The organism is Pseudarthrobacter sp. rb, from assembly GCF_056389225.1.
In genome coordinates this window covers 52261-77319 of the sequence record NZ_JBWJAR010000018.1, presented here as the reverse complement: position 1 = coordinate 77319, position 25059 = coordinate 52261, and the positions used below count along the sequence as shown (strand labels likewise).

General features: G+C 66.5%; 26 protein-coding genes. 12 read left to right on the top strand and 14 right to left on the bottom strand.

Features of this window, described 5'->3' with window-relative positions; translation table 11 throughout:
• Nucleotides 1-6 precede the first annotated feature (6 nt).
• Nucleotides 7-762: an IclR family transcriptional regulator gene (locus ACWRN3_RS19140; RefSeq protein WP_255173293.1), complete on the bottom strand. Its 756-nt coding sequence runs from the start codon at nt 760-762 to the stop codon at nt 7-9.
• A 221-nt stretch (nt 763-983) separates the two neighbouring features.
• Between ACWRN3_RS19140 and ACWRN3_RS19135 the strand changes: the two genes are divergently transcribed.
• From ACWRN3_RS19135 to ACWRN3_RS19120, 4 genes are read left to right on the top strand one after another with little or no spacing between them, the layout of a single operon-like run.
• On the top strand, nt 984-2429 hold the full coding sequence (locus tag ACWRN3_RS19135; protein ID WP_476741628.1) for an NAD-dependent malic enzyme: 1446 nt from the start codon (nt 984-986) through the stop codon (nt 2427-2429).
• Nucleotides 2430-2463: 34 nt separating this feature from the next.
• Nucleotides 2464-4062 (top strand): malate synthase A, encoded by a 1599-nt coding sequence (gene aceB / locus ACWRN3_RS19130; protein ID WP_476741627.1) that lies wholly within the window; start codon nt 2464-2466, stop codon nt 4060-4062.
• A gap of 1 nt (nt 4063) precedes the next feature.
• A complete protein-coding gene (locus ACWRN3_RS19125; protein ID WP_476741626.1) occupies nt 4064-5338 on the top strand; it encodes a DUF6986 family protein in 1275 nt (424 codons plus the stop codon).
• Nucleotides 5339-5354: 16 nt separating this feature from the next.
• Nucleotides 5355-6167: a bifunctional allantoicase/(S)-ureidoglycine aminohydrolase gene (locus ACWRN3_RS19120; RefSeq protein ID WP_159630628.1), complete on the top strand. Its 813-nt coding sequence runs from the start codon at nt 5355-5357 to the stop codon at nt 6165-6167.
• Nucleotides 6168-6239: 72 nt separating this feature from the next.
• On the opposite strand, the gene ACWRN3_RS19115 is transcribed toward ACWRN3_RS19120, so the two are convergent.
• The gene (locus ACWRN3_RS19115) at nt 6240-7421 is read right to left on the bottom strand and encodes a zinc-dependent alcohol dehydrogenase (RefSeq protein WP_255173297.1); all 1182 of its coding nucleotides are present in this window, start codon (nt 7419-7421) and stop codon (nt 6240-6242) included.
• Between the two features lie 190 nt (nt 7422-7611).
• Between ACWRN3_RS19115 and ACWRN3_RS19110 the strand changes: the two genes are divergently transcribed.
• On the top strand, nt 7612-7860 hold the full coding sequence (locus ACWRN3_RS19110; RefSeq protein ID WP_476741625.1) for a hypothetical protein: 249 nt from the start codon (nt 7612-7614) through the stop codon (nt 7858-7860).
• Between the two features lie 13 nt (nt 7861-7873).
• Here the strand turns inward: ACWRN3_RS19110 and ACWRN3_RS19105 are convergent, their stop codons facing one another.
• From ACWRN3_RS19105 to ACWRN3_RS19095, 3 genes are all read right to left on the bottom strand, one after another.
• Entirely contained in the window at nt 7874-8587 is a 714-nt protein-coding gene (locus ACWRN3_RS19105) for an HAD family hydrolase (protein WP_476741624.1), read from the bottom strand.
• Nucleotides 8587-8877: a hypothetical protein gene (locus tag ACWRN3_RS19100; RefSeq protein WP_324643150.1), complete on the bottom strand. Its 291-nt coding sequence runs from the start codon at nt 8875-8877 to the stop codon at nt 8587-8589. The genes ACWRN3_RS19105 and ACWRN3_RS19100 overlap by 1 nt, the downstream gene beginning before the upstream one ends.
• Nucleotides 8878-8990: 113 nt before the next feature.
• Nucleotides 8991-10799, bottom strand: a complete 1809-nt coding sequence (locus ACWRN3_RS19095; RefSeq protein ID WP_476741623.1) for a glycoside hydrolase family 15 protein — start codon at nt 10797-10799, stop codon at nt 8991-8993.
• Nucleotides 10800-10862: 63 nt separating this feature from the next.
• On the opposite strand from ACWRN3_RS19095, the gene ACWRN3_RS19090 reads away from it, so the two are divergent.
• Nucleotides 10863-11594: a DUF72 domain-containing protein gene (locus tag ACWRN3_RS19090; RefSeq protein ID WP_476741622.1), complete on the top strand. Its 732-nt coding sequence runs from the start codon at nt 10863-10865 to the stop codon at nt 11592-11594.
• Between the two features lie 32 nt (nt 11595-11626).
• On the top strand, nt 11627-12739 hold the full coding sequence (locus ACWRN3_RS19085) for an App1 family protein (RefSeq protein WP_476741621.1): 1113 nt from the start codon (nt 11627-11629) through the stop codon (nt 12737-12739).
• A 27-nt stretch (nt 12740-12766) separates the two neighbouring features.
• Here the strand turns inward: ACWRN3_RS19085 and ACWRN3_RS19080 are convergent, their stop codons facing one another.
• From ACWRN3_RS19080 to ACWRN3_RS19065, 4 genes are all read right to left on the bottom strand, one after another.
• Nucleotides 12767-14401 (bottom strand): glycoside hydrolase family 1 protein, encoded by a 1635-nt coding sequence (locus ACWRN3_RS19080; RefSeq protein WP_476741620.1) that lies wholly within the window; start codon nt 14399-14401, stop codon nt 12767-12769.
• Nucleotides 14402-14498: 97 nt separating this feature from the next.
• Nucleotides 14499-14876: a hypothetical protein gene (locus ACWRN3_RS19075; RefSeq protein ID WP_224027071.1), complete on the bottom strand. Its 378-nt coding sequence runs from the start codon at nt 14874-14876 to the stop codon at nt 14499-14501.
• Nucleotides 14877-14984: 108 nt separating this feature from the next.
• Entirely contained in the window at nt 14985-15362 is a 378-nt protein-coding gene (locus tag ACWRN3_RS19070) for a J domain-containing protein (protein WP_255173305.1), read from the bottom strand.
• A gap of 60 nt (nt 15363-15422) precedes the next feature.
• Nucleotides 15423-15848, bottom strand: coding sequence for an Hsp20/alpha crystallin family protein (locus ACWRN3_RS19065; protein ID WP_255175662.1), 426 nt, complete (start codon nt 15846-15848; stop codon nt 15423-15425).
• 142 nt (nt 15849-15990) lie between these two features.
• Here ACWRN3_RS19065 and ACWRN3_RS19060 point away from each other — a divergent pair, with 142 nt between their 5' ends.
• A complete protein-coding gene (locus ACWRN3_RS19060) occupies nt 15991-16308 on the top strand; it encodes a MerR family transcriptional regulator (protein ID WP_476741619.1) in 318 nt (105 codons plus the stop codon).
• Between the two features lie 90 nt (nt 16309-16398).
• Here ACWRN3_RS19060 and ACWRN3_RS19055 read toward each other — a convergent pair whose 3' ends face one another.
• The 4 genes from ACWRN3_RS19055 to ACWRN3_RS19040 all read right to left on the bottom strand — a co-directional run bounded on the left by ACWRN3_RS19055 (nt 16399) and on the right by ACWRN3_RS19040 (nt 20907).
• On the bottom strand, nt 16399-17196 hold the full coding sequence (locus tag ACWRN3_RS19055; RefSeq protein ID WP_255173307.1) for a phosphatase PAP2 family protein: 798 nt from the start codon (nt 17194-17196) through the stop codon (nt 16399-16401).
• Nucleotides 17197-17382: 186 nt separating this feature from the next.
• Nucleotides 17383-19194: a S8 family serine peptidase gene (locus ACWRN3_RS19050; protein WP_476741618.1), complete on the bottom strand. Its 1812-nt coding sequence runs from the start codon at nt 19192-19194 to the stop codon at nt 17383-17385.
• A 196-nt stretch (nt 19195-19390) separates the two neighbouring features.
• Nucleotides 19391-20269 carry an NAD-dependent epimerase/dehydratase family protein gene (locus tag ACWRN3_RS19045; protein ID WP_476741617.1) on the bottom strand — a complete coding sequence of 293 codons (879 nt, stop codon included), beginning with the start codon at nt 20267-20269 and terminating at the stop codon, nt 19391-19393.
• 44 nt (nt 20270-20313) lie between these two features.
• The gene (locus ACWRN3_RS19040; RefSeq protein WP_255173310.1) at nt 20314-20907 is read right to left on the bottom strand and encodes an adenylate kinase; all 594 of its coding nucleotides are present in this window, start codon (nt 20905-20907) and stop codon (nt 20314-20316) included.
• 286 nt (nt 20908-21193) lie between these two features.
• On the opposite strand from ACWRN3_RS19040, the gene ACWRN3_RS19035 reads away from it, so the two are divergent.
• On the top strand, nt 21194-21937 hold the full coding sequence (locus ACWRN3_RS19035) for a GAF and ANTAR domain-containing protein (protein WP_324645316.1): 744 nt from the start codon (nt 21194-21196) through the stop codon (nt 21935-21937).
• 68 nt (nt 21938-22005) lie between these two features.
• Nucleotides 22006-22416 (top strand): response regulator transcription factor, encoded by a 411-nt coding sequence (locus ACWRN3_RS19030; protein ID WP_255173311.1) that lies wholly within the window; start codon nt 22006-22008, stop codon nt 22414-22416.
• Nucleotides 22417-22502: 86 nt separating this feature from the next.
• Here the strand turns inward: ACWRN3_RS19030 and ACWRN3_RS19025 are convergent, their stop codons facing one another.
• Nucleotides 22503-23339, bottom strand: a complete 837-nt coding sequence (locus tag ACWRN3_RS19025; RefSeq protein WP_324643162.1) for an alpha/beta fold hydrolase — start codon at nt 23337-23339, stop codon at nt 22503-22505.
• Between the two features lie 156 nt (nt 23340-23495).
• Between ACWRN3_RS19025 and ACWRN3_RS19020 the strand changes: the two genes are divergently transcribed.
• Together ACWRN3_RS19020 and ACWRN3_RS19015 are read left to right on the top strand one after the other, a co-directional pair.
• Nucleotides 23496-23873: an ArsR/SmtB family transcription factor gene (locus ACWRN3_RS19020; protein WP_476741616.1), complete on the top strand. Its 378-nt coding sequence runs from the start codon at nt 23496-23498 to the stop codon at nt 23871-23873.
• Nucleotides 23870-24973 (top strand): cation diffusion facilitator family transporter, encoded by a 1104-nt coding sequence (locus tag ACWRN3_RS19015; RefSeq protein ID WP_476741615.1) that lies wholly within the window; start codon nt 23870-23872, stop codon nt 24971-24973. The genes ACWRN3_RS19020 and ACWRN3_RS19015 overlap by 4 nt, the downstream gene beginning before the upstream one ends.
• The last annotated feature ends 86 nt before the right edge of the window (nt 24974-25059 follow it).

Below are 25059 nucleotides of genomic sequence, written 5' to 3'. Positions count from 1 at the left end.
GGCGCCTCAGGTGCGGTTAAGCTCGCGGGAGATGGCCTCGGCCGCTTCCCGGAGGATGGGCACGGCCTTGTCCGCGAAGTCCTCGTCCACCCGGGATACAGGGCCGGAGACCGAGATCGCGGTGGGCGTGGGGGCATTCGGGACCGCCATGGCGAAGCAACGGACACCGAGCTCCTGCTCCTCCTCGTCAATGGAGTAGCCACGCTCGCGGATGAGCTTGAGATCGGCCAGGAGCTCTTCAATGTCGCCGATGCTCTTGGCGGTGGGGGTGGGCATGCCGGCGCGGGCAACAATGCCCCGCACGGTGTCGTCGTCGAGCTGGGCCAGGATGGCCTTGCCCACGCCGGTGGCGTGGGTGTGGGCGCGCCGGCCCACCTCGGTGAACATGCGCATGGAGTGCAGCGAAGGAACCTGCGCCACGTAGATGACCATGTCGGAATCCAGAACGGCCATATTGGAGGTCTCCCCCAGCCGGTCCACCAGGATCTTCAGCTGGGGCTGCGCCAGGGCACCGAGCTGCTTGTTGGCACCCTCGCCCAAACGGATGAGGCGGGGGCCCAGCGCGTAGCGCCGGTTGGGCAGCTGGCGGATGTAGCCCAGCGACACCAGGGTGCGGAGCAGGCGGTGGATGGTGGGCAGCGGCAGGTCGGTGGAAGACGAGAGCTCACTGAGGGTGACGTCGCCGCCGGCATCAGTGATGAGCTCCAGCAGTTCGAAGACGCGCTCTACCGACTGCACCCCACCGGACGCTTTTTCTGCCATTCCGTTGTCTCCTGTGGCTCGGAATCCGACAACTCTTATCCGCATCGTGAAAAGAGTTGCTTAGAACACCCAAGATACAGCACGGCCGCCCCCGCGGCGATGCGGGCGGACAGTCGCATTCGAAGGGGTTGTATTTCCATAAAGTAGATAATAATATCCATAATACGAAAACATTCGGATTAGAGCAGAAGCCGGCCCAGGCCCAATCAGGAGGACATTCAATGGCGAACCCCAGCCCCGGAAATTCGATCACCCTGCGCGTGGAAGCACCCTCAAGCTTCAGCGCCACCAGCGAGCTCGCAGCCGCCGTCGGAGCTGCCGGCGCCGCAATCACCGCACTGGACGTCACCGAGTCCCACCACGAGACCCTGGTGGTTGACGTCACCTGCAACACCACCGACGACGCCCACGCCGCCCGCGTCAAGGACTCCCTCAATGCGCTCGACGGCGTCACGGTCCAGCACGTCTCGGACCGCACCTTCCTGATGCACCTGGGCGGCAAGCTCGAGGTGGTCCCCAAGGTCCCCCTGCGCAACCGCGACGATCTCTCCCGCGCCTACACTCCCGGCGTCGCCCGCGTCTGCCTGGCCATCGCCGAGGACCCCGCCGCCGCCCGCAACCTGACCGTCAAGCGCAACACCGTGGCCGTGGTCACCGACGGATCGGCAGTGCTGGGCCTGGGCAACATCGGTCCCGCCGCGGCCCTTCCGGTCATGGAGGGCAAGGCCGCCCTGTTCAAGCAGTTCGCCAACGTCGACGCGTGGCCCGTGTGCCTTGATACCCAGGACACGGAGGAAATCATCCGCACCGTCAAGCTCCTGGCACCGGTCTTCGGGGGCGTGAACCTGGAGGACATCGCTGCGCCCCGCTGCTTCGAGATCGAGGCGCGCCTGCGCGAGGAACTGGACATTCCGGTCTTCCACGACGACCAGCACGGCACGGCAATCGTGACCCTCGCTGCCCTGGTCAATGCCCTGCGCGTGGTGGACAAGAAGATCGCGGACGTGAAGATCGTAGTTTCCGGGGTCGGCGCTGCCGGCTCCGCCATCATCCAGCTGCTGAAGGCCCAGGGCGCCCGGCACATTGTGGCCGCGGGCCGCTCCGGTGCCATCCACAAGGGTGAGGCGTATAACGATCCGCACCGCACCTGGATTGCGGAAAACACCAACCAGGAAGGCTTCTCCGGCAGCCTGCACGAGGCCCTGGTGGGCGCTGATGTCTTCATCGGCGTCTCCGCCCCGAACATCCTGGAAGAGGAGCACATCGCCTCCATGGCGAAGGATGCCATCGTCTTCGCCATGGCCAACCCCACCCCCGAGGTGGATCCGGCCGTCGCATCCCGGCACGCCGCAGTGGTGGCCACCGGCCGCAGCGACTTCCCCAACCAGATCAACAACGTCCTGGCCTTCCCCGGCCTCTTCCGCGGGCTCCTCGACGTGGGAGCAAGCGACATCACCCCGGACATGCTGGTGGCCGCGGCGGAAGCAATCGCCAACCGGGTGAATGATAATGAGCTCAATGCGAGCTACATCATCCCCAGCATCTTCGATCCGCACGTGACCGCCGATGTCGCGGCAGCCGTCGCCGCCGCGGCACACGCCTCAAACGTGGCAACGGCTGCCGAACCGGCCGATTCCGCCGCGGAGCCAGCACTGGCCTCCGCCTGACCGCCCGACTTCCAGCCAAAGGAAAGGACCAGAAATGGCCATCACCGTCACAGATCCCCGGCCGATCAACCGCGCAGAGGAGATCCTCACGCCCAAGGCACTGGCCTTCGTGGAGGAGCTCCACAACCGGTTCGCCGGCACCCGCAACGAGCTCCTGGCGGCCCGCGCCGTCAAGCGGCAGCGGGTGGCGGAAACGGGCAAGCTCGACTTCCTGCCGGAGACCAAGGACGTGCGCGACGGCAACTGGAAGGTTGCGCCCGCACCGGCAGCTTTGCAGGACCGCCGGGTGGAGATGACCGGACCCGCCTCGCCGGCGAAGATGGCCATCAACGCCCTGAACTCCGGCGCGAAGGTGTGGCTGGCGGACCTCGAGGACGCCAGCACACCCACCTGGGCCAACGTCATCGACGCCATCCTGAACCTCCGCGACGCCGCCCAGGGCACGCTCAGCTACACCTCGGAGGAGGGCAAGGAGTACCGGCTCCGCACCGACGCGCCGCTCGCCGTCGTGGTGGCCCGCCCTCGCGGCTGGCACATGCAGGAGAAGCACCTGCTGGTCAACGGTGAGCCCGCGGTTGGTGCCCTGGTGGACTTCGGGCTGCACTTCTTCCACATCGCCAAACAGCTGGTCCTCAACGGACAGGGCCCGTACTACTACCTGCCCAAGATGGAAAGCCACCTCGAAGCGCGGCTGTGGAACGACGTGTTCGTCTTCGCCCAGGACTTCCTGGGCCTGAACCAGGGCACCATCCGCGCCACGGTGCTGATCGAGACCATCCCGGCCGCGTTCGAGATGGACGAGATCCTGTATGAACTGCGGGACCACGCCTCCGGCCTCAATGCCGGACGCTGGGACTACCTGTTCAGCATCATCAAGTACTTCCGTGACGCCGGTGAGGAATTCGTCCTGCCGGACCGCGCGTCCGTGGCGATGACCGCCCCGTTCATGCGCGCCTACACCGAACTCCTGGTCAAGACCTGCCACCGGCGCGGCGCCTTCGCCATGGGCGGCATGGCCGCGGTCATCCCCAACCGGCGCCACCCAGAAGTCACCGAGGCCGCCTTCGAGAAGGTCCGCGCGGACAAGACCCGCGAGGCAAATGACGGCTTTGACGGCTCCTGGGTTGCCCACCCGGACCTGGTGCCCACGTGCCGGGAAGTCTTCGACTCCGTGCTCGGCGACAAGCCCAACCAGGTGGACAAGCAGCGGCCGGAGGTTTCGGTTACCGCGGAGCAACTGCTGGACGTCCAGTCCGCCGGCGGCCAGGTCACCGAAGCCGGCCTGCGCCTGAACCTCTACGTTGCCGTTGCCTACACGGCCGTCTGGCTGTCCGGGAATGGCGCCGTGGCCATCCACAACCTGATGGAGGACGCCGCCACGGCCGAGATTTCCCGCTCGCAGGTGTGGCAGCAAATCCGGAACAAGTCCATCCTTGCGGACACGGGGAACACCGTGACCAGAGAACTGGTGGAGCGGATCCTCGGCGAGGAAACGGAGCGGCTCCGCACCGAATTCGGTGACGAGGCATTCCGCCGCTACTACCAGCCGGCCGGCGAGCTCATCGCTGACATCTGCCTGTCGGACGATTACACCGACTTCCTCACCACGCCTGCGTACGAACTGGTGGGCTGAGATGGCAGCACCCAAGTCCTCGCTCTCCGCGGGGGACCTCGCGCACATTGACGGGCAGCTTGCTGCCACCGACCGGCTGCTGGAACAGAACTACCCGGGCGACGACGGCACCCGCCAGCCCGTGCACACGGTGTACGTGCCCGCGGACCGTTTCACACCGTCGCTCGCGGCCGACTGGGGCGCCCAGGCAATCGCGACGGCCGAAGCCCACGGCGGCTTCGGGAAGCTGGGCCGGCTGCTGGGCCAGGACGCCGGGCTCGCCGAAGCGGTGGCGGGCCGCGTCCAGGCCAAGCTCCAGACCGAGCCGATCGAGGACCTGCGCCTCGACTTCGAGGACGGCTTCGGGGACAGGGGCGACGACGCCGAGGACGCCGCCGCCGTTGCCGCGGCGTCCGCCGTGGCGCAGGCCGTGGCGGCGGGGTCCGCTCCCCCGTTCATCGGCATCCGGTTCAAGTGCTTCGAGGCTCCCACCCGGGCCCGTGGCCTGCGGACGCTTGACCTGTTCGTGTCCGGCCTGGCAGCGGCCGGCGAACTGCCGGACGGCCTGGTCCTCACGCTGCCCAAGGTCACCACAGTGGCCCAGGTCCAGGCCATGGACTATGCGGTGTCCCGGCTCGAGGACGTCCACGGCCTGCCGGCCGGGCGGCTCCGCTTCGAGGTGCAGGTGGAAACACCGCAGCTGATCCTCGGTCCGGAAGGAACGTCTCCGGTAGCGCAGCTGCCGCATGCCGTGCCCGGGCGGATCAGCGGGTTGCACTACGGCACCTACGACTACTCGGCATCACTCCAGATCTCCGCCGAGTACCAGTCCATGGAGCACCCGGTGGCGGACTTCGCCAAGGAGGTCATGCAGCTCGCCGTGGCAGGCACCGGCATCCGGCTCTCCGACGGGTCCACCAACATCATCCCGGTGGGCGACAACGTGGAGAACGCCTGGCAGCTGCACGGCCGGCTGGTCCGGCGGTCGCTGGAACGGGGCTACTACCAGGGCTGGGACCTGCACCCGGCCCAGCTGCCCAGCCGCTTCGCCGCCACCTATGCCTTCTACCGCGAAGGCCTGCCGGCTGCGGCCGCCCGCCTGCGGAACTATGTGGAGCGGACCGAAGGCGGCGTCATGGACGAACCCGCCACCGCCCGGGCCCTGGCCGCATTCGTCCTGCGCGGCGTCCAGTGCGGGGCAGTGGGTGCGGAGGAAGTCCAGGCGCTTGCCGGCGTCGGGCTTCCCCGGCTCACCGCCCTGGCCCATCCGCGGCTGGCCACCACTTCCAACTCGTAAGCAAAGGATCCCATTCATGGGCAAGTACTACTCCCCCAGCGGCGGACTCCCGCCGCAGACCCACCTGACCACCGAGCGCGCCATCGTCACCGAGGCCTACACGGTGATCCCGAAGGGCGTGATGACGGACATCGTCACGTCCAACCTGCCGGGCTTTTCGAACACCCGGTCCTGGATCATCGCCCGCCCCATCTCCGGCTTCGCCACCACCTTCTCCCAGCTGATCGTTGAGATCGGCCCGGGCGGCGGGGCTCCGAAGGCCGAATTCGAGGCCGGAGTGGAGGGCGTCATTTTCGTGACGCGGGGCAAGGTCAACCTCACCCTGGACGGCGAACTGCACCCGCTGGAGGAGGGCGGCTACGCCTACCTGGCCGCGGGTTCGGAATGGGGCCTGGAAAACGTCTCTGACGAGGTCGTGTCCTTCCACTGGATCCGCAAGGCCTACGAACGCCTTGAAGGGTACGAGGCCAAGTCCTTCGTCACCAACGAAAAGGACGTGGAGCCCACGTCCATGCCGGACACCAATGACGTCTGGAAGACCACGCGGTTCACGGACTCGAACGACCTCGCCCATGACATGCAGGTGAACATCGTGACGTTCCAGCCCGGCGGCGTGATCCCATTCCCGGAAACCCACGTGATGGAACACGGCCTGTACGTCCTGGAGGGCAAGGCCATGTACCTGCTGAACAACGACTGGGTGGAGGTGGAGGCCGGGGACTTCATGTGGCTGCGCGCCTTCTGCCCGCAGGCCTGCTATGCCGGCGGCCCCGGTGAATTCCGCTACCTGCTGTACAAGGACATGAACCGCCAGGTGAAGCTGACCTAGGAGCTTCACCCTTCGGGCAAAAGCAGAGGCCGTGATGGTACCCATCACGGCCTCTGCTTTAACTGCTGTTGGTCAGGCGCCCGGGTTGAGGACCACCTTGATGCAGCCGTCTTCCTTCTTCTGGAACTTCTCGTAGAGGGCAGGCGCACCGTCCAGGCCCGAGCGGTGGGTGACCAGGTCCATCACGCCCAGCGGGTCGGCGTCGTCCTCCACCAAGGGAAGCAGCTGGTCGGTCCAGTGCCGTACGTTGCATTGACCCATGCGCAGCTGAAGCTGCTTGTCGAACATGGTCAGCAGCGGCATGGGGCTGGCCTGGCCGCCGTAGACACCGCTCAGCGACAGGGTGCCGCCGCGGCGTACCGCATCAATGGCGGTATGCAGCACCGCGAGCCGGTCCACACCCGCAGTCTCCATCGCCTTTTGCGCCAGCTTGTCCGGCAGGAGCCCCAGCGCCTGGTGCGCAAACCCTGCCACCGGCGAACCGTGGGCTTCCATTCCGACGGCGTCAACTATGCCGTTCGGACCCCTCCCATCGGTCATCTCCCGCAGTTCGTCGGCGACGCCCTTGGCGTAATCGAGGGTTTCGACTCCATGCCGGGCGGCCATCTCGCGCCGTTCCGGAACGGGATCGACGCCGATGACCCGGTAACCACGGTGCGCTCCGATCCTTGCCGCGAACTGGCCCACCGGACCGAGCCCGAAAACCGTCAGGACGCCGCCGGGTTCAACATTGGCGTACTCCACCCCCTGCCAGGCGGTGGGGAGGATGTCCGAGAGGAACAGGTAGCGTTCATCGGGGAGCTCGCTGCCCACCTTGATGGGGCCATAGTCGGCGTGCGGGACGCGCAGGTATTCGGCCTGGCCGCCGGGGACCGACCCATACAGTTCTGAGAAGCCGAACAGGGCTGCGCCGGATCCCTTCTCTTTCACCTGCGTGGTTTCACACTGCGACTGCAGGCCCTGGCGGCACATGAAGCAGGAGCCGCATGAAATATTGAACGGAACCACCACGCGGTCGCCCTTGCGGAGGTTGGTAACGCCACTGCCTACTTCCTCCACGATGCCCATCGGCTCGTGGCCAATGACGTCGCCTTTGTGCATGTAGGGGCCCAGGACCTCGTAGAGGTGCAGGTCGGAACCGCAGATCGCGGTGGAGGTGATCCGGACGATCGCGTCCGTGGGCTCCTGGATGACGGGATCGGGCACTTCTTCAACGCTTACCGACCGCTTTCCTTGCCACGTCAGTGCTTTCACAGTCTCCCTTTCGTCTTCTTTGCCCCGGGGGTTCTCCCGGGGCGGGGCAGGGCACCCGTGGGCACCCTTTCTTCGACGCTATCTGTTTTGGGCGAAAAAAGTAAGCATGCTGATTAAAAGCTTGTGGGCGCCGCCGGCTGCTCATAGCGTAGGGAGAGACAAACGGAAGACCACGTGAAAGAGGAACGCCATGTCGCTGTACCAGCCGGAACCGGTCGAGATCTCCACCCGCATGCGTCCGGGTGAATGGACGGAAGAAAGCCTGGCGGAACTGGTCAGCACCTACCGGACGCGCGTCCGGGAAATGGGGGCGCCGGCCACAGAGGTGGCCACGGACATCGAGCGGGACGACGACGGCTCGGTGAAGGTGGTGGTGTCGTGGACAAAGCCTTCCATCGCCGGCGACGAGGATTCCGTGCCGGGCGGCCAGCCACTGTAACCTGGGCGGCTTCCTAGCGGTGCGGCTGCAACGCAAGCAGCCGGCCGATGGCGCTTGAGCCCAGGTTCTGCAGCAGGTGGCGCGGCCCGTCATAGACCTCAACGGCGCCCGCTTCCCGGAGTTGTGCCGCATGGATTCCACCACAGGTAAGCCCGATGGCGGGAATGCCCAGCGCGCCCGCTGCCTTCATGTCCCATACAGCGTCACCCACGTAAACAGCGTTGGCAGCCTCGACGCCCACGGCCTCCAGGGCGGCTTCCAGGATGTCCGGCGCAGGCTTGCTCTCCTTCGCGTCATTGGCGCTGGTGGCGGCGTCAATGAAGGCGTCTGCCTCCAGCACGGAGCGCATGACCTGCAGATCCCGTTCCCGCGCCGAGGAAGCCAGGGCCACAGCCAGGCCTCCGGCATGGCACTGGCCCAGCAGGTCCTTGGCGCCATCAAGGGCGCGGAGCGAGGGCCAGTGCGAGGCATACAGTGCGCCATGGCTGGCCATGATGTCCTCATCCTCGTCCCGGTTCCGGCCGTCGGGGAGGAGGGTGTCCACGAGCCGGGCGCCGCCCATGCCCACGAGCTGGTGGATGGCCGCCATGGGGACGTCGTGGCCATACTGGCGGAAGGCACCCCACCAGGCGATGGTGTGGATGTAGGACGAGTCGATCAGCGTTCCGTCGACGTCAAACAGGACCCCCCGGCGGGGGGTGCCAGGGGGTGTGGTGGATTCGGCCATCAGCTCACCGCTGCCCGTCGGGCGCCGGGGGCCTTTTTCAGTTTGGCCGCTTCCTCCTTGGGAGAACTGACGGGCCGTACGCGTTCACGGATGACGGACCCGGCGCCGTCCAGGCTCTTGTCCCGGATCAGGCCCGTACCGGCAATTTCCCGGGCCATCGCAACGCCTGCCACAGCGGCCCGCTTTGTGGGGAAGGTAACAGAGATGGCCATCAGGTTCCCGCTTCCGTCCATCATCCTGATCCGGTAACCGCCGTCAGGGGCATCCACGAGTTCAAAAAATCCGGCCATAGCTATCACTCCTCCGTCAATCACGGCACTGTGCTTGGGAGCACTCCATGAGGTGTTAGTAAGTATACTTATCTATCCTGCGAAGGAGAAGTTCCAGCCCCGTCCGCGCCGCCTCAGCGCGTATCCGCCTGTGCAGACGGAAGGGGGGTGTCACTGCGCCGAACCGTATCCTGATGAAGCTCCAGGGCGCTAGTCACAAGGGCGAAGTGGCTGAATGCCTGCGGTGTGTTGCCCAGTTGGCGCCCGGCTTTCACCGCCCATTCCTCGCTCAGCAGCCCCACGTCGTTGCGCAGTTCCAGCAGGCGTTCGAAGAGTTCGCGCGATTCCTCATGGCGCCCGGCTCCCAGGAGCGCCTCCACCATCCAGAATGAGCACGCCAGGAAGACGCCCTCGTCGCCCGGCAGGCCGTCGTCGCTCTCTTCCGGCTTGTATCGCAGCACAAAACCGTCCTGGGTCAGCTCCCGCTGAATGGCGTCGATGGTTCCTATGACCTTGGGGTCGTCGTTCGGCAGGAAACCCACCCTGGGAATCAGCAGCAGGCTGGCATCGAGCTCCGGCCGGCCGTAGGACTGCACAAAAGTATTGCGCCTGGCATCGAAACCGTTGGCCATGATGTCCCCGCGGATCTGCTCCCGCAGCGCCTCCCAGCGCTCCACCGGCCCCGGCAGCCCGGACTCCCGCACGCCCTTCACCATCCGGTCCGCGGCCACCCACGCCATCACCTTGGAGTGGGTGAAATGCCGGCGCGGCCCGCGCATCTCCCAGAGCCCGTTGTCCGGCTGGTCCCAGATGGTTTCCAGGTGCTCCATCAGGGCAATCTGCACGTCCCAGGCCTCATCAGTGTGCTTCAGCAGCGAGTTCCGGGTCAGCGCGAGGCAGTCAAGGACCTCGCCCCACACGTCCAGCTGGAACTGCTCCGCCGCCGCGTTTCCGATCCGGACGGGCGCCGAGTTCTCGTAGCCCTTCAGCCAGGGCAGCTCCATCTCGGGCAGCCGCCGCTCGCCATGGATTCCGTACATGATCTGCAGGTCGGCGGGGTCGCCGGCCACGGCCCGGAGCAGCCAGTCCCGCCAGGCGGCCGCCTCGGCGGTGTATCCGGCGGCCAGCAGGGCCTGCAAGGTCATGGCGGCATCCCGCAGCCAGCAGTAGCGGTAATCCCAGTTCCGCTGGCCGCCCGGCTGCTCCGGAAGGGATGTGGTGACGGCGGCGACGATTCCCCCGGTGGGGGCATAGGTGAGCGCCTTGAGCGTCACCAGGGAGCGGACCACCGCGTCCTGGTACTTCCCCTTGACGGTGCACTGCGAGGACCAGCCCCGCCAGAATGCGTAGGTGCTCTCAAGGACGTCCTCGGCATCAACGCTGACCGGCCGTCCCACGTGGCTTGGTGCCCAGGTCAGCACGAACGGCACCTTCTCGCCGGCGCTCACGGTGAAATCGCTGACGGTGTGCATGTTCTCGCCGTGCAGGGGCGCAGGGGTGACCAGGTAGACGGCGTCCGGGCCGGCAATGGCGTGCAGCCCGCGCTTGTCCTTGCGGACCCACGGCACGATGTGGCCGTAGTCGAACCTCAGGACCAACTCCCCGCGCATCTTGACGGTGCCGCTGATGCCCTCCACGATGCGGACAATGTCAGCAACCGAATCCCTGGGCGGCATGAAGTCTGTGACCCGCACGGTTCCGTCCGGCGTCTCCCACTCCGTATCCAGCACCAGGCTGCCGTCGCGGTAGCTCCGCCGGGTGCACGCTCCGCCGCCCTCCGGCGCCAGCAGCCAGCGACCCGAGTCAGGGGTATCCAGCAGCGCGTTGAAGCACGCCGGGGAATCGAACCGCGGGAGGCAGAGCCAGTCAATCGAGCCTTCCTTGCTGACCAGCGCCCCTGTTTGAAGGTCGCCAACTACCGCATAGTCTTCGATTCGCGCCATGACATTACCCTGCCACACAGGGCTCCGAAGGGAAGGGCAATGTGCAGGTGTAGCCTGAGGCAAATGACAATCCATATCGGCACCTCCGGCTGGAGCTACGACCACTGGGAAAACGTCCTGTACCCGCCCGGGTTGCCCGTCCGGGACAGGCTCCAGTGCTACGTCGCCAGGTTCAGCACGGTGGAACTGAACGCCAGCTTCTACCGGTGGCCCCGGGACACCACCTTCGCAGGCTGGAACAGGCGCCTCCCGCCCGGATTCAGCATGTCCGTCAAGGCACCCCGCGGGCTGACCCATGCACGCAAGCTCTATTCACCGGAAGTGTGGATTGAACGCATCACCAGGTGCTGGCATGAGCTGGGGGACAAACGGGCCGTGCTCCTGGTCCAGCTGCCGCCGCAGCTGGAGCGCGACGACGCCCGGCTGGACTATTTCCTGGCTGCCCTCCCCTCCTGGATCAGGGTGGCCGTGGAGTTCAGGCACCCCAGTTGGGACTGCCCCGAAGTGTTCACCCTGCTGGAGCGGCACCAGGCGGCCTACTGCATCATGAGCGGCGCCAACCTCCCGTGCATCCTGCGGACCACGGCGCCGTTCGCCTACGTCCGGCTTCACGGGCCGGACCACGAACACCTGTATGGCGGCTCCTACTCGGACGCCGACATGCACTGGTGGGCAGACCGCATCCGCGAGTGGGACGGCGCGGGCATCGACGTGTACGCCTACTTCAACAACGACGGCGGCGGGAACGCTGTGCGGAACGCCGAGACCCTGCGGGCTTTCCTGGGCGTCAGCTGATGCCTGCTGCCGCCCTGTGGCAGAGTTAGGGCATGGACATGGCTCCGCAGAACCCAGCCCAGGACGCGGCACACGCACCGCGGCAGAACAAAAAAGGCCAGTACGCGCTGTCGGGAAGCCAGTTCTTCCGGCTGGCGCACCGGCTCTCTGATGCGGTCAACGATGTCCGGATCACCCTCGCCAAACGGTGGGACTTCGTGCCGCAGACCATCGCCTACCAGGGCTACGGTTCCACCACCCGGGTACGGGTACTGGGGCGCGTGCTGCTGACCCAGAAGCCGCTGCCGGGGAGCAAAGCCGAGCACGAAGCGAAAAACGGGAACCAGAACATCCGGGGCTGGCGCGCCTTCACGGGGGTGCCGCTGCAGTTTACCGACGTCGAAATCACCATCGGTGACGTCGTCGCCCACGTTACGGCGGACCGGGGCGGACTCATCGACACCGAGGTGGATGTCCAGCTGTCTCCTGGCTGGCACACGGCAGTCCTGCGCGCGGAGGGAACCGAGCCGGCGGAAGCACTGATCCAGGTCATCGCGCCCGGCGTGCAATTCGGCATCGTCTCCGACATTGACGACACCGTCATGGTGACCGCCCTGCCGCGGCCGTTCCTGGCACTGTGGAACACCTTCGTGCTCAGCGAACGGGCGCGCATGGCCACGCCGGGAATGGCCGTGCTGCTGGACCGGCTGACCATTGAGCACCCTGAAGCTCCTGTCATCTACCTGTCCACCGGCCCCTGGAACGCCGCCCCTACGCTGGGGCGCTTCCTGACCCGCAACATGTACCCCAAGGGCGCGCTGCTGTTGACGGACTGGGGCCTTACCCAGGACCGCTGGTTCCGCAGCGGCCAGGACCACAAGCACCGCAACCTGGAGCGGCTCGCCGAGGAATTCCCGGACATGCGGTGGCTCCTGATCGGCGACAACGGCCAGCATGATGAGGCCATCTACTCCGCCTTCGCCGCGGGGAACCCGGAAAAGGTTGCGGCCATCGCCATCCGGCAGCTGTCCGTCAGCGAATCGGTCTTCGCCGGCGGCCACTCCGAGGACGGCGACCACACCACCTCCCGGGTGCCGTGGATCTACTCCCCGGACGGCGCCGGCATCGCCAAGCAGCTCGCCTTGCTGGACCTGCTCCGGGGCTGACCATTCCGGTGCCGGCCCCGTTGCGTCCTACGCGCCCTCACCCAGGGGTGCGCCGTCGTCGGGCGCTTCATTGCCCAACAGCTCCCCGCTGTCGAGCAAATCCCCGCTGTCCAGCAAATCCCCGCTGTCCAGCAAATCCCCATTGTCCAGCGAATCCCCGCCGCCCAGCAGATCCGGAACCACTGCCTGGGCGATCGTGGCGTCGGCAGCGGCAGCCAGGTCACGTTCCTCGATGAGCTCCTGGTACCAGAAGTAGGATGCCTTGGGCGTGCGGTCCAGTGTTTCGAAGTCCACGTGCAGCAGGCCAAAGGGCTGCTTGTAGCCGGCGGACCACTCGAAGTTGTCCAGGAAGGACCACACGTAGTAGCCACGCAGGTCAACGGACTCCGCCACGCCGCCGGGCGCCGTGGCGCGCAGTGCGGTTTCAAGGTGGTCGGAGATGTACTTCAGCCGCCGCTCATCCGGGATGAACCGGGTGTTGGTGGACTTGTCCCGGACGATGATGTCCTCGAAGCTGGCACCGCCTTCGGTGATGATCACGGGAGGCAGGTTGGGGTACCGCTCGGCCATCTCCTTCAGTGCCACGGCCATGTACTCCGGCTTGACCGGCCACCCGTAGGCGGTGATGTCCGCTTCCGGCCAGGCTTCCACGTGGAATGGCGTTGCGCCGCTGCCCGTGGCGTTGAGGTCGCTGCCCATGGCTTCCGCCATGCTTGACGGGACCGTGCCGCCGCCGGGTCCCGCCGCCACCTTGGTGGGCATGTAGTAGTTAAGCCCGTAGAAGTCCAGGGGTTGGGAAATGATCTCCATGTCATCTTCGGGGTGGTCGAAGGAGCTGAAGAACTTCGCGGCGCGGATCAGGTCGGGGTATTTGCCCGTCAGGACCGGGTCCGCGTAGAGCCGGTTCTGGCCCAGGTCCATGGCCCCGGCGCTGATCTTGTCCAGCGGGTTGATCGAGTTCGGCACCATGGGCGAGTAGACGTTGGTCATCCCGATTTCGCCAGGCACCTTGGCAGCGCGCAGGGCCTGGACGGCGAGCCCGTGGCCCAGCAGCTGGTGGTGGACGGTGGGGAAGGCGCCCAGGGCAAGCTCCTTGCCGGGTGAGTGCAGGCCGAATGCGTAACCATTCGCGCTCACGGTTGCCGGTTCGTTGATGGTGACCCAGCGGGCCACCCGGTCCCCGAACGCCTCAGCCACGATGGCTGCGTACTCCCCCAGCCGGTAGGCGGTGTCCCGGTTCATCCAGCCGCCTGCTTCATCCAGTTCCAGGGGCGTGTCCCAGTGGTAGATGGTGGCCATGGGCGAGATCCCGTTGGCCAGGAGCTCATCGAGGAGCCGGTCATAAAACGCCAGCCCTGCCCGGTTGGCGGGTCCGGTCCCGCCGGGCTGGATGCGCGGCCAGGAGAAGGAGAACCGGTAGGAATCGACGCCCAACTGCTTCAGGAGGGCCACGTCCTGCGGCATCCGGTGGTAATGGTCCGTGGCCACCACGGGGCTGTGGTCCTCCACGATGGCGCCGGGCCTGGCCGCGAACCTGTCCCAGCCCGAGGGCCCGCGGCCATCCTCTTCCAACGCCCCTTCAATCTGGAATGCTGCGGTTGCGACGCCAAGGGTGAACCCCGGGGGGATGAGTGCTGCGAGGTCCTTTGCGGTGATGTGCATTGGGGTCCAGCCTTTTGGTCACGGTGGTTTGGGTACGTCCCAGAATGTCACAGCGGAGGACGGCTGACGAGCAGCAACTCCGCGCGGGCACCGGCGGCTACTGTGAGCCGAAAAGGAACTCCTTGGCGTGCGCCACGGCCTTGCGGAAGGCGTCATTGCGCAGGGTCACCAGGTGCTCCGAATCGCCGTCCGACGGTTCCAGGTAGCCGGTGTACCCTGGCCGCAGGACCCAGATGTCCCCCGCCGGGGGCAGGTAGAACACGCCGAATGAACGCTGCTGCCTCTCGTCGGCCGTCCAGACCGGGACCACCGCCAAGGCTGCACCGGTGGCCGGATTGATCCACTGCGCGCGCGGCAGCGGCTGTTCGTGCGCCTCGGGGTCAAGGAAGGGCGCGGTCCCCGGACCCCAGCGCTGCTCAAAGCGCTCATGGAATGCGGGAATGAGGTGTGAATCGTAGCGCCGCCAGTCGCTCATGCAGCTTTCCGCCTCCTTGGATAAATGGCACTGCGTTGGTTGGTTTCCTGGTTCAGGGCCTGGCCCGCTTTCAGGCCCAGGGCCCGCTTTCAGGCCCAGGGCCCGCTTTCAGGCCCAGGGCCCGCTTTCCCACCGCACCGGCGTGACACGGATGGCAGGCCCGGACGGGGCGCCGGTGCTGCGGACTTTCCGGACCGGGACGACGGTGGGCGCCCCTGCCGCCAGCCGCCGGTCGTAATCGGCCCGGCGTCCGGGGTCACGCAGCACGTTGAACGCCTGCATGATCCCCAGGAGCTCGTCACGCTGCCCGGGGGTGCCCGCCACCGCCGGCTGGCTCCCCCTTGCCTGGTTGTTCCCGTCCGCCTGCGCGCCGTCCATGTCCGGATGGTGGCTGCGCATGAGGGCCCGGTACGCATGGGAGATTTCCTGCCGGGTGGCATCCCGGCCCACGCCGAGGATGGTGTAGTAATCGGGAATGTCGTTCATGCCGGCCTCCTGCTCCGCCGGTGCCCCTGCCTGGCCGGCAGGGGCACGCGAAGGAAAACCCTACGTGTTGATCTGCTGCATCCCGCCCTGCCCGGTCTGGATTTCGATCCTGCGCGGCTTGGCCCGTTCAGCAACCGGTATCCGCAGGGTCAGGACGCCCTGGTCGTAGCTGGCCTTGATCTTGTCGGTGTCCAGGGTGTCGCCCAGGATCAGTTGGCGGCTGAACACGCCGCGGGGGCGCTCAGAGGCCACCAGCTCCACATTGGGCTGCGTGGGGTCCTGGCGCTCGGCCCGCACCGTCAGGACGTTCCGCTCGACGTTCAGGTCCAGCGAATCCACCTTCACGCCGGGAAGGTCGAACGCCACCACGAATTCGCCGTCCTCCTGCCAGGCATCCATGGGCATGGCTGCCGGACGGGCGGCGGTCCCAAAGACCTGCTGCGTGAGCCGGTCCAGCTCACGGAACGGGTCAGTCCGCATCAACATCATTTCCCACTCCTTCGGCTTCCAAGTGTTGATCCGCGTCTGCTCCACCATCACCGAATCTATGGTGGTGGATATAGATTTTTTATAGCACTCGTGGGAAACTGAAGCAAGGCACGGGCCGCAACGATTTTTGGGAGTACACATGGCAGAACCTGACGCGGGACGGCCTGCGCGCTCCGCCGGCTCACGGGCGCTGTACGCCATCTCGGTGGCCGCAGAGCTCACGGGAACCGGGCAGCAGAACATCAGGCTGTACGAAACCAAGGGGCTGCTGACCCCGTCGAGGACGGCAGGCGGCACCCGGCAGTACAGCGATGACGACATCGCCGTACTGCAGCGGATCGGCGAGCTCCTCGAGGAGGGGCTGAACCTGGCAGGCGTTGCCAAGGTCCTGGAGCTGGAGGCGGCGAACGTGAAACTGCACAGGGCCCTGAAGCGCGCCAAATCGCGGCCGCAGTGAAGCAGCCTGCGTGAATGGACCGGGTGACGCAACCGGAATCAAGTAGGTGCAGTGAATCAGCCGCAGTGAATTACCTTGCCGGGGAGGGCGTTACTCCCGGGCGGAATCTTCCTTCGACAGCTCTCCCGTGACCGGCTCCCCAGGGATTCGCGCAGTCCGCCAGGTGTCCAGCGCGATGACTCCGCCCAGGATGAGCAACGACAGTGAAAACGATGCAAGGGTGTCCGTGGGCCAGTGGTAGCCCAGGTAGAGCCGGCTGGCGATGGCGAGGATGATTCCGATCCCGGCCCCGATGAAACCGAAGACCGCTGACCGCGGGTTCCGGCGCCGGGAGAAGATCAGGTAGGCGCCCACCAACAGGAAGTCGCAGGCTCCCAGGACGTGCCCGGACGGGTAGGAGAAGGTCTGGTCCGCACCGAACAGCATTTGGTCCACGGGAGGCCGCGAGCGCTGGACGATGTGCAGGATGATCTGGGAGATGATCACCCCGGTCAGCATCGCGGACGCCAGCAGGATGGGGCGCCAAGCGTGTTTGGCCGCGAAGCCCCAGACGAGGATCACCACCAGCACGATGATGGGCAGGGCGATGGGGCCGAAGAACACGGCCAGGAAGATCATGAAGGCGGTAAGTGCCGCTGAGCGGGTTGTCAGCAGCCAGTCGTGCACCGGCTGGTCTGCAACGGTAAGGCCGCCGGCCTGCACCACGCTGACCAGCGTGGCGATAAAGAGTGCCAGCCCCACCACGGCCAGGATGACCGATGCACGGTAAAGGCGCCGCCGGTCGGCAGGGTCGATGTAGCGCTCCTCCACCACGAACTTCTCATGGAAGGTGTGCCACCTGCCGGAGTTTCTCTCGGTGACTGCGGAACCTGCTGATTTCTGTGCCAATGTGCTGCCCGTCCCTGCGCCCTGTTGAATGCACGCCATACACGCGTGTTGTTGAATGCCTAGGCTGAAGATTATCCCCATGAAAGGCCATCCACTCCATCACCGGGTCGCTGGCCATGGCGCCGGCCCCGGCCAGGAAGGGCACCAGGGCGGCCGCCATGGCTGGCGGCAGGCCGATCCGGGCGATCAATACGACCCGGTGGTGAACTGCCAGCTCCGGCTCGCCAGCGGATTGCCGGCGAGGTCGCGGATACCGGAGGCCCCTCCAACCAGGGTCACCGTATACCGGGCCTTGGCGGCCAGGGGTTCCAGGGGATCGAGGATCCACTGGTTGGTGGTGCCGTTGCGGTAGACGGAGGCTGCCACCAAGGCGCTGCTTGAAGCGTCCTTCAGCGTGAAGGTGGTGGTGCCGGTGCCCTGGACGGCTTCGCTGAAGGTGGCGCTGACGTTGCTGTTCCTGCGGACCAGGAGCGCGTTGCTGCCCGGGGTGTAGCTGGTGAGGGTGGGCGCCGGGCCGGTAGTGAAACTCCAGCTGGTGGTGGCCAGTGGTGTGCCTGCGGCGTCCCGGATGGCAGAGGTTCCGCCGGCCAGGGTGGCCGTGTAGGTGGTGTCCGCGGCGAGGTTTGCGGCCGGGTCAAGGGTGGCGGTCCTGGTGGTTGCGTTGTATGTGACGGTGCCGGCGATGCTGGCCCCTGCGGCGTTTTTGAGCACGAAGGTCGTGGCGGACACGCCCTGGACGGCGGCGCTGAACGTGGCCGCCACATTCGTGCCCGCGGCCACAGCAGTGGCCTTGGCGGCCGGCGAAACCGAGGTGACGGTCGGGGCAGGAGCCGCGGCGTCCGCGCCCGTAAACAGCAGGCGGTTCGGGGTCCCCGCGGTGGCACCGGTGACCACCCCGGCGGTGGCATTGGCTGCCAGTGCCGCGGCCACGTCGGCCGGTGCCAGGGCAGGGTTCTGCGAGAGCAGCAGGGCTGCGGCGCCGGCGGTATGGGGAGCCGCCATGGACGTCCCGGACATGGAGGCCGTGGCCGTGGTGGAGGTGTAGTAGTCGGAGGTGATGCCGACGCCGGGAGCATACAGGTCGACGCAGGACCCAAAGTTGGAGAACGATGCCTGCTTGTCGGTGGAATCGCTGGCCGCCACGGTGACGGCCCCGGGGACGCGGGCAGGTGAGCCTGTGCAGGCGTCCACAGCGGAGTTGCCCGCGGCCACCACAGTAGTGACGCCGTCAGCCAGGACGGCCTGGACGGCGTTGTCCACCGTGCTGCTGGCCGCTCCGCCGAGGCTGAGGTTGGCCACGGCCGGTGTTCCGGCGGCATGGTTTGCGGCGATCCAGTCCAGGCCGGCCACCACGTCCGAGTTGTAGCCCGACCCGCTGCAGTCCAGCACCCTGACCGGCACCAGGGTGGCGCTCTTGGCGACGCCGTACGTGGACCCGGCCACAGTTCCGGCCACGTGGGTGCCGTGGCCGTTGCAGTCTGTGGTGCCGTTGCCGTCCGCCACGGCGGTCCAGCCCGCCGCCACGCGGCCGCCAAAGTCGGTGTGCGAGGCCAGGATGCCGGTGTCCACCACGTAGGCCGTCACACCGGCGCCGGACCCGGTCCACGAGTAGCTGCCGGAGAGCGGCAGTGCCCGCTGGTCGGCACGGTCCAGGCCCCAGGGGGCCGGCTGCTCGGTTCCGGAAAGCTTGACGGGGGCGTCCGGTTCCACGGACAGCACCTTCCCCGACCTGGCAAGGGCTGCTGCCTGGGCGGGAGTTGCGGTGACAACGGCACCATGGATTGCGTGCTCAAAAGTGCGGCCGACGGCGAGGCCCTGGCCGCGCAGTCCGGCCGCCTCGGCGGTGACGTCTGCAGAGGGGGCGTACTGGACGATGTAGCGGCCGGTTGCGGCGGCGGGCTGGACAGTGACAGCAGCCGCGACAGGAGCAGCGGCAGCGGGAAGGGCCGCCGTGGAAAGGGCGGCGGCGGAAAGCAGCGCCGTGAGGGCAGGCAGCACGAAGAGGGGGCTACGAATTTTGGGGTCCTTGTGGTGGCGGAGCGGGCCCGCCCCGGGTCGCGGAATCTGCCCGGGAACAGGTAAAGGATGGCTGTACCAAAAGGATAGGAGCCGGAAGCGCACGGCTTCCGGCTCCTTGGATGATCCTGTGCCAACCTTTGGCGTTTCCTGCGGACCTGTTACTGCAGGCCCGGCTTTAGCCTTGGCCTCCTCCAGCGCCGGAGCCGGCTGCTGCATGGTTCCGCCAGCTGTGCTCGGGCTCGAAGCCCAGCAGCCGCCGCGCCTTGTCGATGGAAAGCATCGTTTCGTGCTCGCCCAGTTCCTTGGTGACCTTGACGCCCGGGAACACCTCAGCTGCGAGACCGGCGCTTGACCGGCTCATGACGGTATCGGCATTGGCGATGATGAAGGCCTCGAATCCTGGCTTGGCGTTCTCCAGCGCCCGCGCCACGGCCTGGGCGCCGTCCCTGCCGTCGATGTAGCCCCACAGGTTCCACTTCCGCAGCGTCGCGTCCCCATCGAAGGAGGGGAACTTTTCGTAGTCGGCCTCGTCCATCACGTTGGAGAACCGCAGGCCCGTGATGCTCAACTCCGGGTCCCACCGCGTCATCTCCACGGCCATCTGCTCCTCCAGCGTCTTCACCAGGGAGTAGGTGCTTTCCGGCCGCGGCGGGTATTCCTCGTCCACCGGGATGTAGGGCGGGTCGACGTCGAACGGCAGACCCAGCACGGTCTCGCTGGACGCGTACACCACCTTCTTGATGCCGGCGCGCCGCGCGGCCTGGAAGACGTTGTAAGTGGACAGCATGTTGTTCTCGAACGTGGCCGCGTCCGGAAGGATGCCCGGGGCGGGAATGGCTCCCAGGTGCACCACGGCGTCGAACCCGTCATGCCGGTCATCAACCCCCAGCAGCGCGTCCACTACCTGCCCGTAGTTGCGCAGGTCCACCACCAGGAGCCCCGGGCTGCGCTCGCCTGCGCGGTCCAGGGAGAGGACCCGGTGGCCGTCGTCGGTGAGCCGGCGCACCACGTGCCGCCCCAGTTTTCCGTTTCCGCCTGTAACGGCAATTCTCATCAGTGTTTCCTTCTGTTGGAGTGCGTTCACCGTGCGGTGTTCGGTCAGGACGGGGGCCGCGGGGCTGCGAGGAACTGTTCGACGGCGGCGATTGCCACTGCGGTGATCCCGCCTTGGTCGCCGCTGCCGTTAACGGACACCAGGATGCCCCGGCCCGCGTACACCGAGACTACTTCATGGGTCTGCCGGTGGTAGAGGTCCAGCCGGCGCCGGAAGACATCGATGGTGTCATCCGTGCGGCCCTGTTCGGCAGCGCGGCGCTGCATCCGCTCCTCCAGTTCGGCGTCCGGCGCCTGCAGTTCGATGACGGCGTCCAGCGCATGGCCCTGGGCCGCGAGCATGGCATCCAGTTCCGTTGCCTGCGGCGCCGTGCGGGGGTAGCCGTCCAGCAGGAACCCGTGTCTCGCATCGCCTTCAAGGAGCCGGTCTTTGACCAGTGCGTTGGTGAGGTGGTCCGGTACGAAGTGGCCGCCGTCCAGGTACTGCGCAGCCTGGTTCCCCAGGTCTGTCTTCCGGCTGACGTTGCTCCGGAAAATGTCGCCGGTGGACACTGCAGGGACCTGGAAGTGGCGTGCCAGGTGTTCGGCCTGGGTCCCCTTGCCGGAGCCCGGTGGGCCGATGATGAGAAGCCTGGTCATGTTCCTGTCCTTCCGCAGCGGGACCACAGTCAACGGGCCGGCAGAGGCAGCACCGGCTCCCGCTTCATTGTGCCGGTTGGTCCTTGCCCGGCGCCAGCAAGCGCTGTTGCGGCCCGGAGCATATGGGCTTCGCCCCGCCCGGGATGTATATACTCTGGTTATCGGTTTAGCAGCAGGCCGTTGGAAAGTTCGTCGATCCAGCGACCATCACCGGCTCCCCGCCCCGTTGCGGGGTGCTTGTGTGTTGCAGGCTCGTTTTGACCTGAACGAATGGCACCAGAAAACCGTGGCCGGCGAGTCAACAGCAAAAACCGATACATCCATCACCGAGCACCTGCATGAATTGGTCCTCAACAGCTCCGATGTTGAGGACTTCCTCAATGAACTGGCACAGGTGTCCGCGCGCAACCTCTCGGAGCCAGGCGATGAGATGCTGTGCGCCATCACCCTGCTCCGGCAGCGGAAAACCGCCACCGTAGCCAGCAGCAGCCAGCAAGCAAAGTCCATCGGACGTCTTGAGCACAGCTTCACCGAGACCCCCAGCCTCACGGCATTCACCGTCCAGGAGACTGTCCACGCTCCGGACCTCGAAGGGGACAGCCGCTGGCCCGAATACTCCACGGCAGTTGTGGCACAGGGAGTCAGGTCGGTTGCGGCTCTTCCCTTCCGGCTTGAAGGCGAAACCAAGGCAGCGCTGCTGCTGTACTCCGGCCGCGCCCACCGCTTCGAAGGCCGCGTGCTCGAATTCGCCGAAGATTTCGTCAGCCAAACCTCGCTGGCACTCCGCCTTGCAGTGCGTTTTGCGCATTACAGCGAAACGGCGGCGAACCTCCGCGCCACGCTGGAGTCCCGAACGGTCATCGATATGGCGGTGGGCATCATCATGGCCCAGAACAGGTGCAGCCAGGAGGATGCTTTTGCGATCCTGAAGACCGCGTCGAGCACCCGCAACACCAAGCTGCACGAGGTGGCTGCCGCCGTGGTGAACGCCCTGGGCCAGGGACCTGCCCGTACGCATTACGACGGCTAGGGCGGTGGTCTGCCCCAACGCGTTCCGCCACCAGTAGACTGGTGCCAACTTTTCGCCGGGGGGCTCAAATGGAACAGCAGCGTGTTTGCCTTGTCGTGGAGGATGACGACGACATCCGGGGCCTGATCTCAGTGGTCCTGTCCCGCGCGGGGTTCAAGGTCACCGCGGTGGGAACAGGGGCGGAGGCCATCGCCGCAGCGGCTGATCCCGCCATCGCCCTGGTCACCCTGGACCTTGGGCTTCCCGATATGGACGGGCACGTGGTGGCCCGCGCCATCCGCGCCCTCACCACCGCGCCCTTGCTCTTCCTGACAGCCCGCTCGGAAGAAGACGACGTGCTGGCCGGCATGGCGTCAGGGGCTGCGGGCTACCTCACCAAACCTTTCCATCCGAAGGAACTGAAGGCCCTTGCCGGGCAGTTGTGCCCGGCGGCGGCTCCAGCACAGGAGCCACAGGTACCGGGCAAATCCCACTGCTGATCTGTCCGCCGGGAAGTGAGCCGCAACTCCCGGCAGCGTGGGCTCGTCCGACGACGGCCCGTGCCGCCGTCGGACGCGCACTTGTGCTACTTCGAAAGGAAGTTCAGCAGGGCCTCGTTGACCTCTGCGGCGTGCGTCCACAGCAGGCCGTGCGGGGCACCCTCGATCTCCACGTACTCGGCGCTGGGCAACGCTTTGGCGAACAGGCGGCCGGTGGAGTCGATGGGCAGGATGTTGTCCGCGGTGCCGTGCACGATCAGGGCCGGGACATCGATCCTGGGGATGTCCTGGCGGAAGTCCGTGAGCCAGGTGGGCTGGGCGGCAACGGAGGCCGTTGCACCGGACCCGGTGGCAAGGTTCCAGCCCGCATTCATGACTTCCTGGCTCAGGCGGGGTGTGCCCAGGAAGGTGTCGGAGTTGTAGAAATTCTTGAAGAATTCGGTGAAGAAGGCGTAGCGGTCGGCCGTGACTGCTTCCAGGAGGCCGTCGAACACCTCCTGGGGGACGCCGTCGGGATTGTCGTCGGTCTTGAGCAGGTAGGGCTCCAGGGATCCGAGGAACGCTGCCCGGGACACGCGTGCGGAGCCGTAGGTGCCCAGGTAGCGGCCGACTTCGCCGGTGCCCATGGAGAAGCCCACCAGCACCACGTCGTTCAGGTCCAGGGTGGTCAGCAGGGTGTTGAGGTCCGCCGCGAAGGTGTCGTAGTCGTAGCCCTCGGCGGGCTTGCTGGATTTGCCGAAACCGCGGCGGTCATAGGTGATGACCCGGTAGCCGGCACCCAGCAGGGCAGCGGTCTGCTTTTCCCAGGATGACCCGTCCAGGGGGTAGCCATGGATCAGCACCACGGGCTGTCCCGAGCCGTGGTCCTCGTAGTAGAGCTCGATATCAGTGCTGTTCTCAGTACCAACGGTGATTAAAGCCATCGGGGATGAATTCCTTTCGAGACTGACCAGGCGGCAGGCAGAGTGCCGTGCCGCGCATCTCCCACTCTAGGGCGGCAGGCTCCGGCCGAGGAGTGTTTTGCGGCGACGGCGGACGTGCCGAGTGCGTAGCGACGGCAGCTGTGGCAATATATGCGCATGAATGCAGATAAGAATGCTTGCTCGCTGGGCGCGGACAGCCAATACGTGGAGTTGGCGGTGGAGGTCTTCGCCATGCTGGCCGACGCCACCAGGGTGCGGATTATTTTGGCGCTCCGGGACGGCGAGATGGCGGTGGGCGCCCTGGCGGATGTTGTGGGCAAGTCACCCGCCGCCGTGTCCCAGCACCTGGCGAAAATGCGCCTGGCGCGGATGGTGTCCACGCGGCAGGACGGGACGCGTGTGCTCTACCGGCTGGAAAACGAGCATGCACGGCAGCTGGTGGCGGATGCGATTTTCCAGGCCGAACACGCCCTTGGTGGAGAGCCCGCACACCACCGCGTCACCAACCATTCTGCACAAAGGAGTGCCTCATGAGCGGGCCGCACCAGAAGTCAACGCATGCCCACAGCCACGCCCATGCGGAGGGGCACGGCGGGCACGACCACGGTCATGAGCACCACCACGACCACCCGCACGACCACGGTCATGAGCACCACCACGACCATGACCACGGCGGGCATGGCCACCATCACCACTCCGGCTTCAAGGGCTGGTTGTTCGAACTGTTCGTTCCGCACACGCACGATGCCGCCGATTCCATTGACGACGCCATGGAGGCCAGCAGCGAGGGCATCCGGGCGCTGAAGATCAGCATGTTCGTCCTGCTGGCCACTACTGTCCTGCAGTTCCTGGTGGTCCTGTTCAGCAGCTCGGTGGCCCTGTTGGCGGACACCATCCACAACTTTTCCGACGCCCTGACCGCGGTACCCCTGTGGGTTGCCTTCATCCTGGGGCGCAGGGCCGCCAACCGCCGGTACACCTACGGCTACGGCAGGGCGGAGGACCTGGCAGGCCTGTTCATCGTGGCCGTGGTGGCCCTTTCCGCCGTCGTTGCCGGCTGGCAGTCAGTGGACCGGCTGATCCATCCCCAGCCGCTGCAGAACCTGGGCTGGGTGATGGCCGCAGGCCTGATCGGCTTTGCAGGAAACGAAGCCGTGGCCATCTACCGCATCCGGGTGGGCCGCAGGATCGGTTCCGCAGCGCTGGTGGCGGACGGTGTGCACGCCCGGACGGACGGTTTCACCTCGCTGGCCGTGGTGATCGGCGCCGTCGGCGTCATGCTCGGTTTTCCGCTGGCGGACCCGATCGTTGGGCTGATCATCTCCGCAGCCATCATGGTGCTGCTGTGGGGCACCATTCGGAGTATCGGAAGGCGGCTTATGGATGGCATCGAACCGGAGCTGGTGTCGCGTGCCCAGTCCGCGCTGGAGGGGACGCCGGGCGTCCTCGGCGTCCAGCACCTGCAGCTGCGGTGGTCGGGCCACCGGCTGCAGGGCTCGGCACGCATAGAACTGGCAGACACGGAGTTGTCGCAGGCTGAGGAGGTCCTTGACCGCGCCGACCACCGGCTTCGGCAGGCACTGCCCAAGCTGGACCACATGCTGCTGGCCCCCGCCACCGCCGCCCGCCGCTGAAAGGCCTTAACGCAGAAGTGGGCCCGGCGGGGCGGGGGGCGGCGGGGGGGGGGGGGGTGCGGGGCCCGCGGCCGGGCGGGGGTGGC

Coding starts and splice junctions, on each gene's coding strand:
- ACWRN3_RS19075 (WP_224027071.1), bottom strand. CDS start 14,876: ATGAGCGACTGGCGGCGCTACGATTCACACCTCATTCCCGCATTCCAT.
- ACWRN3_RS19040 (WP_255173310.1), bottom strand. CDS start 20,907: ATGACCAGGCTTCTCATCATCGGCCCACCGGGCTCCGGCAAGGGGACC.
- ACWRN3_RS19025 (WP_324643162.1), bottom strand. CDS start 23,339: ATGGCTTTAATCACCGTTGGTACTGAGAACAGCACTGATATCGAGCTC.
- ACWRN3_RS19105 (WP_476741624.1), bottom strand. CDS start 8,587: ATGGCCGAATCCACCACACCCCCTGGCACCCCCCGCCGGGGGGTCCTG.
- ACWRN3_RS19090 (WP_476741622.1), top strand. CDS start 10,863: ATGACAATCCATATCGGCACCTCCGGCTGGAGCTACGACCACTGGGAA.
- ACWRN3_RS19100 (WP_324643150.1), bottom strand. CDS start 8,877: ATGGCCGGATTTTTTGAACTCGTGGATGCCCCTGACGGCGGTTACCGG.
- ACWRN3_RS19140 (WP_255173293.1), bottom strand. CDS start 762: ATGGCAGAAAAAGCGTCCGGTGGGGTGCAGTCGGTAGAGCGCGTCTTC.
- ACWRN3_RS19135 (WP_476741628.1), top strand. CDS start 984: ATGGCGAACCCCAGCCCCGGAAATTCGATCACCCTGCGCGTGGAAGCA.
- ACWRN3_RS19125 (WP_476741626.1), top strand. CDS start 4,064: ATGGCAGCACCCAAGTCCTCGCTCTCCGCGGGGGACCTCGCGCACATT.
- ACWRN3_RS19080 (WP_476741620.1), bottom strand. CDS start 14,401: ATGCACATCACCGCAAAGGACCTCGCAGCACTCATCCCCCCGGGGTTC.
- ACWRN3_RS19060 (WP_476741619.1), top strand. CDS start 15,991: ATGGCAGAACCTGACGCGGGACGGCCTGCGCGCTCCGCCGGCTCACGG.
- ACWRN3_RS19015 (WP_476741615.1), top strand. CDS start 23,870: ATGAGCGGGCCGCACCAGAAGTCAACGCATGCCCACAGCCACGCCCAT.
- ACWRN3_RS19045 (WP_476741617.1), bottom strand. CDS start 20,269: ATGAGAATTGCCGTTACAGGCGGAAACGGAAAACTGGGGCGGCACGTG.
- ACWRN3_RS19120 (WP_159630628.1), top strand. CDS start 5,355: ATGGGCAAGTACTACTCCCCCAGCGGCGGACTCCCGCCGCAGACCCAC.
- ACWRN3_RS19070 (WP_255173305.1), bottom strand. CDS start 15,362: ATGAACGACATTCCCGATTACTACACCATCCTCGGCGTGGGCCGGGAT.
- aceB (WP_476741627.1), top strand. CDS start 2,464: ATGGCCATCACCGTCACAGATCCCCGGCCGATCAACCGCGCAGAGGAG.
- ACWRN3_RS19030 (WP_255173311.1), top strand. CDS start 22,006: ATGGAACAGCAGCGTGTTTGCCTTGTCGTGGAGGATGACGACGACATC.
- ACWRN3_RS19020 (WP_476741616.1), top strand. CDS start 23,496: ATGAATGCAGATAAGAATGCTTGCTCGCTGGGCGCGGACAGCCAATAC.
- ACWRN3_RS19095 (WP_476741623.1), bottom strand. CDS start 10,799: ATGGCGCGAATCGAAGACTATGCGGTAGTTGGCGACCTTCAAACAGGG.
- ACWRN3_RS19110 (WP_476741625.1), top strand. CDS start 7,612: ATGTCGCTGTACCAGCCGGAACCGGTCGAGATCTCCACCCGCATGCGT.
- ACWRN3_RS19065 (WP_255175662.1), bottom strand. CDS start 15,848: ATGTTGATGCGGACTGACCCGTTCCGTGAGCTGGACCGGCTCACGCAG.
- ACWRN3_RS19085 (WP_476741621.1), top strand. CDS start 11,627: ATGGACATGGCTCCGCAGAACCCAGCCCAGGACGCGGCACACGCACCG.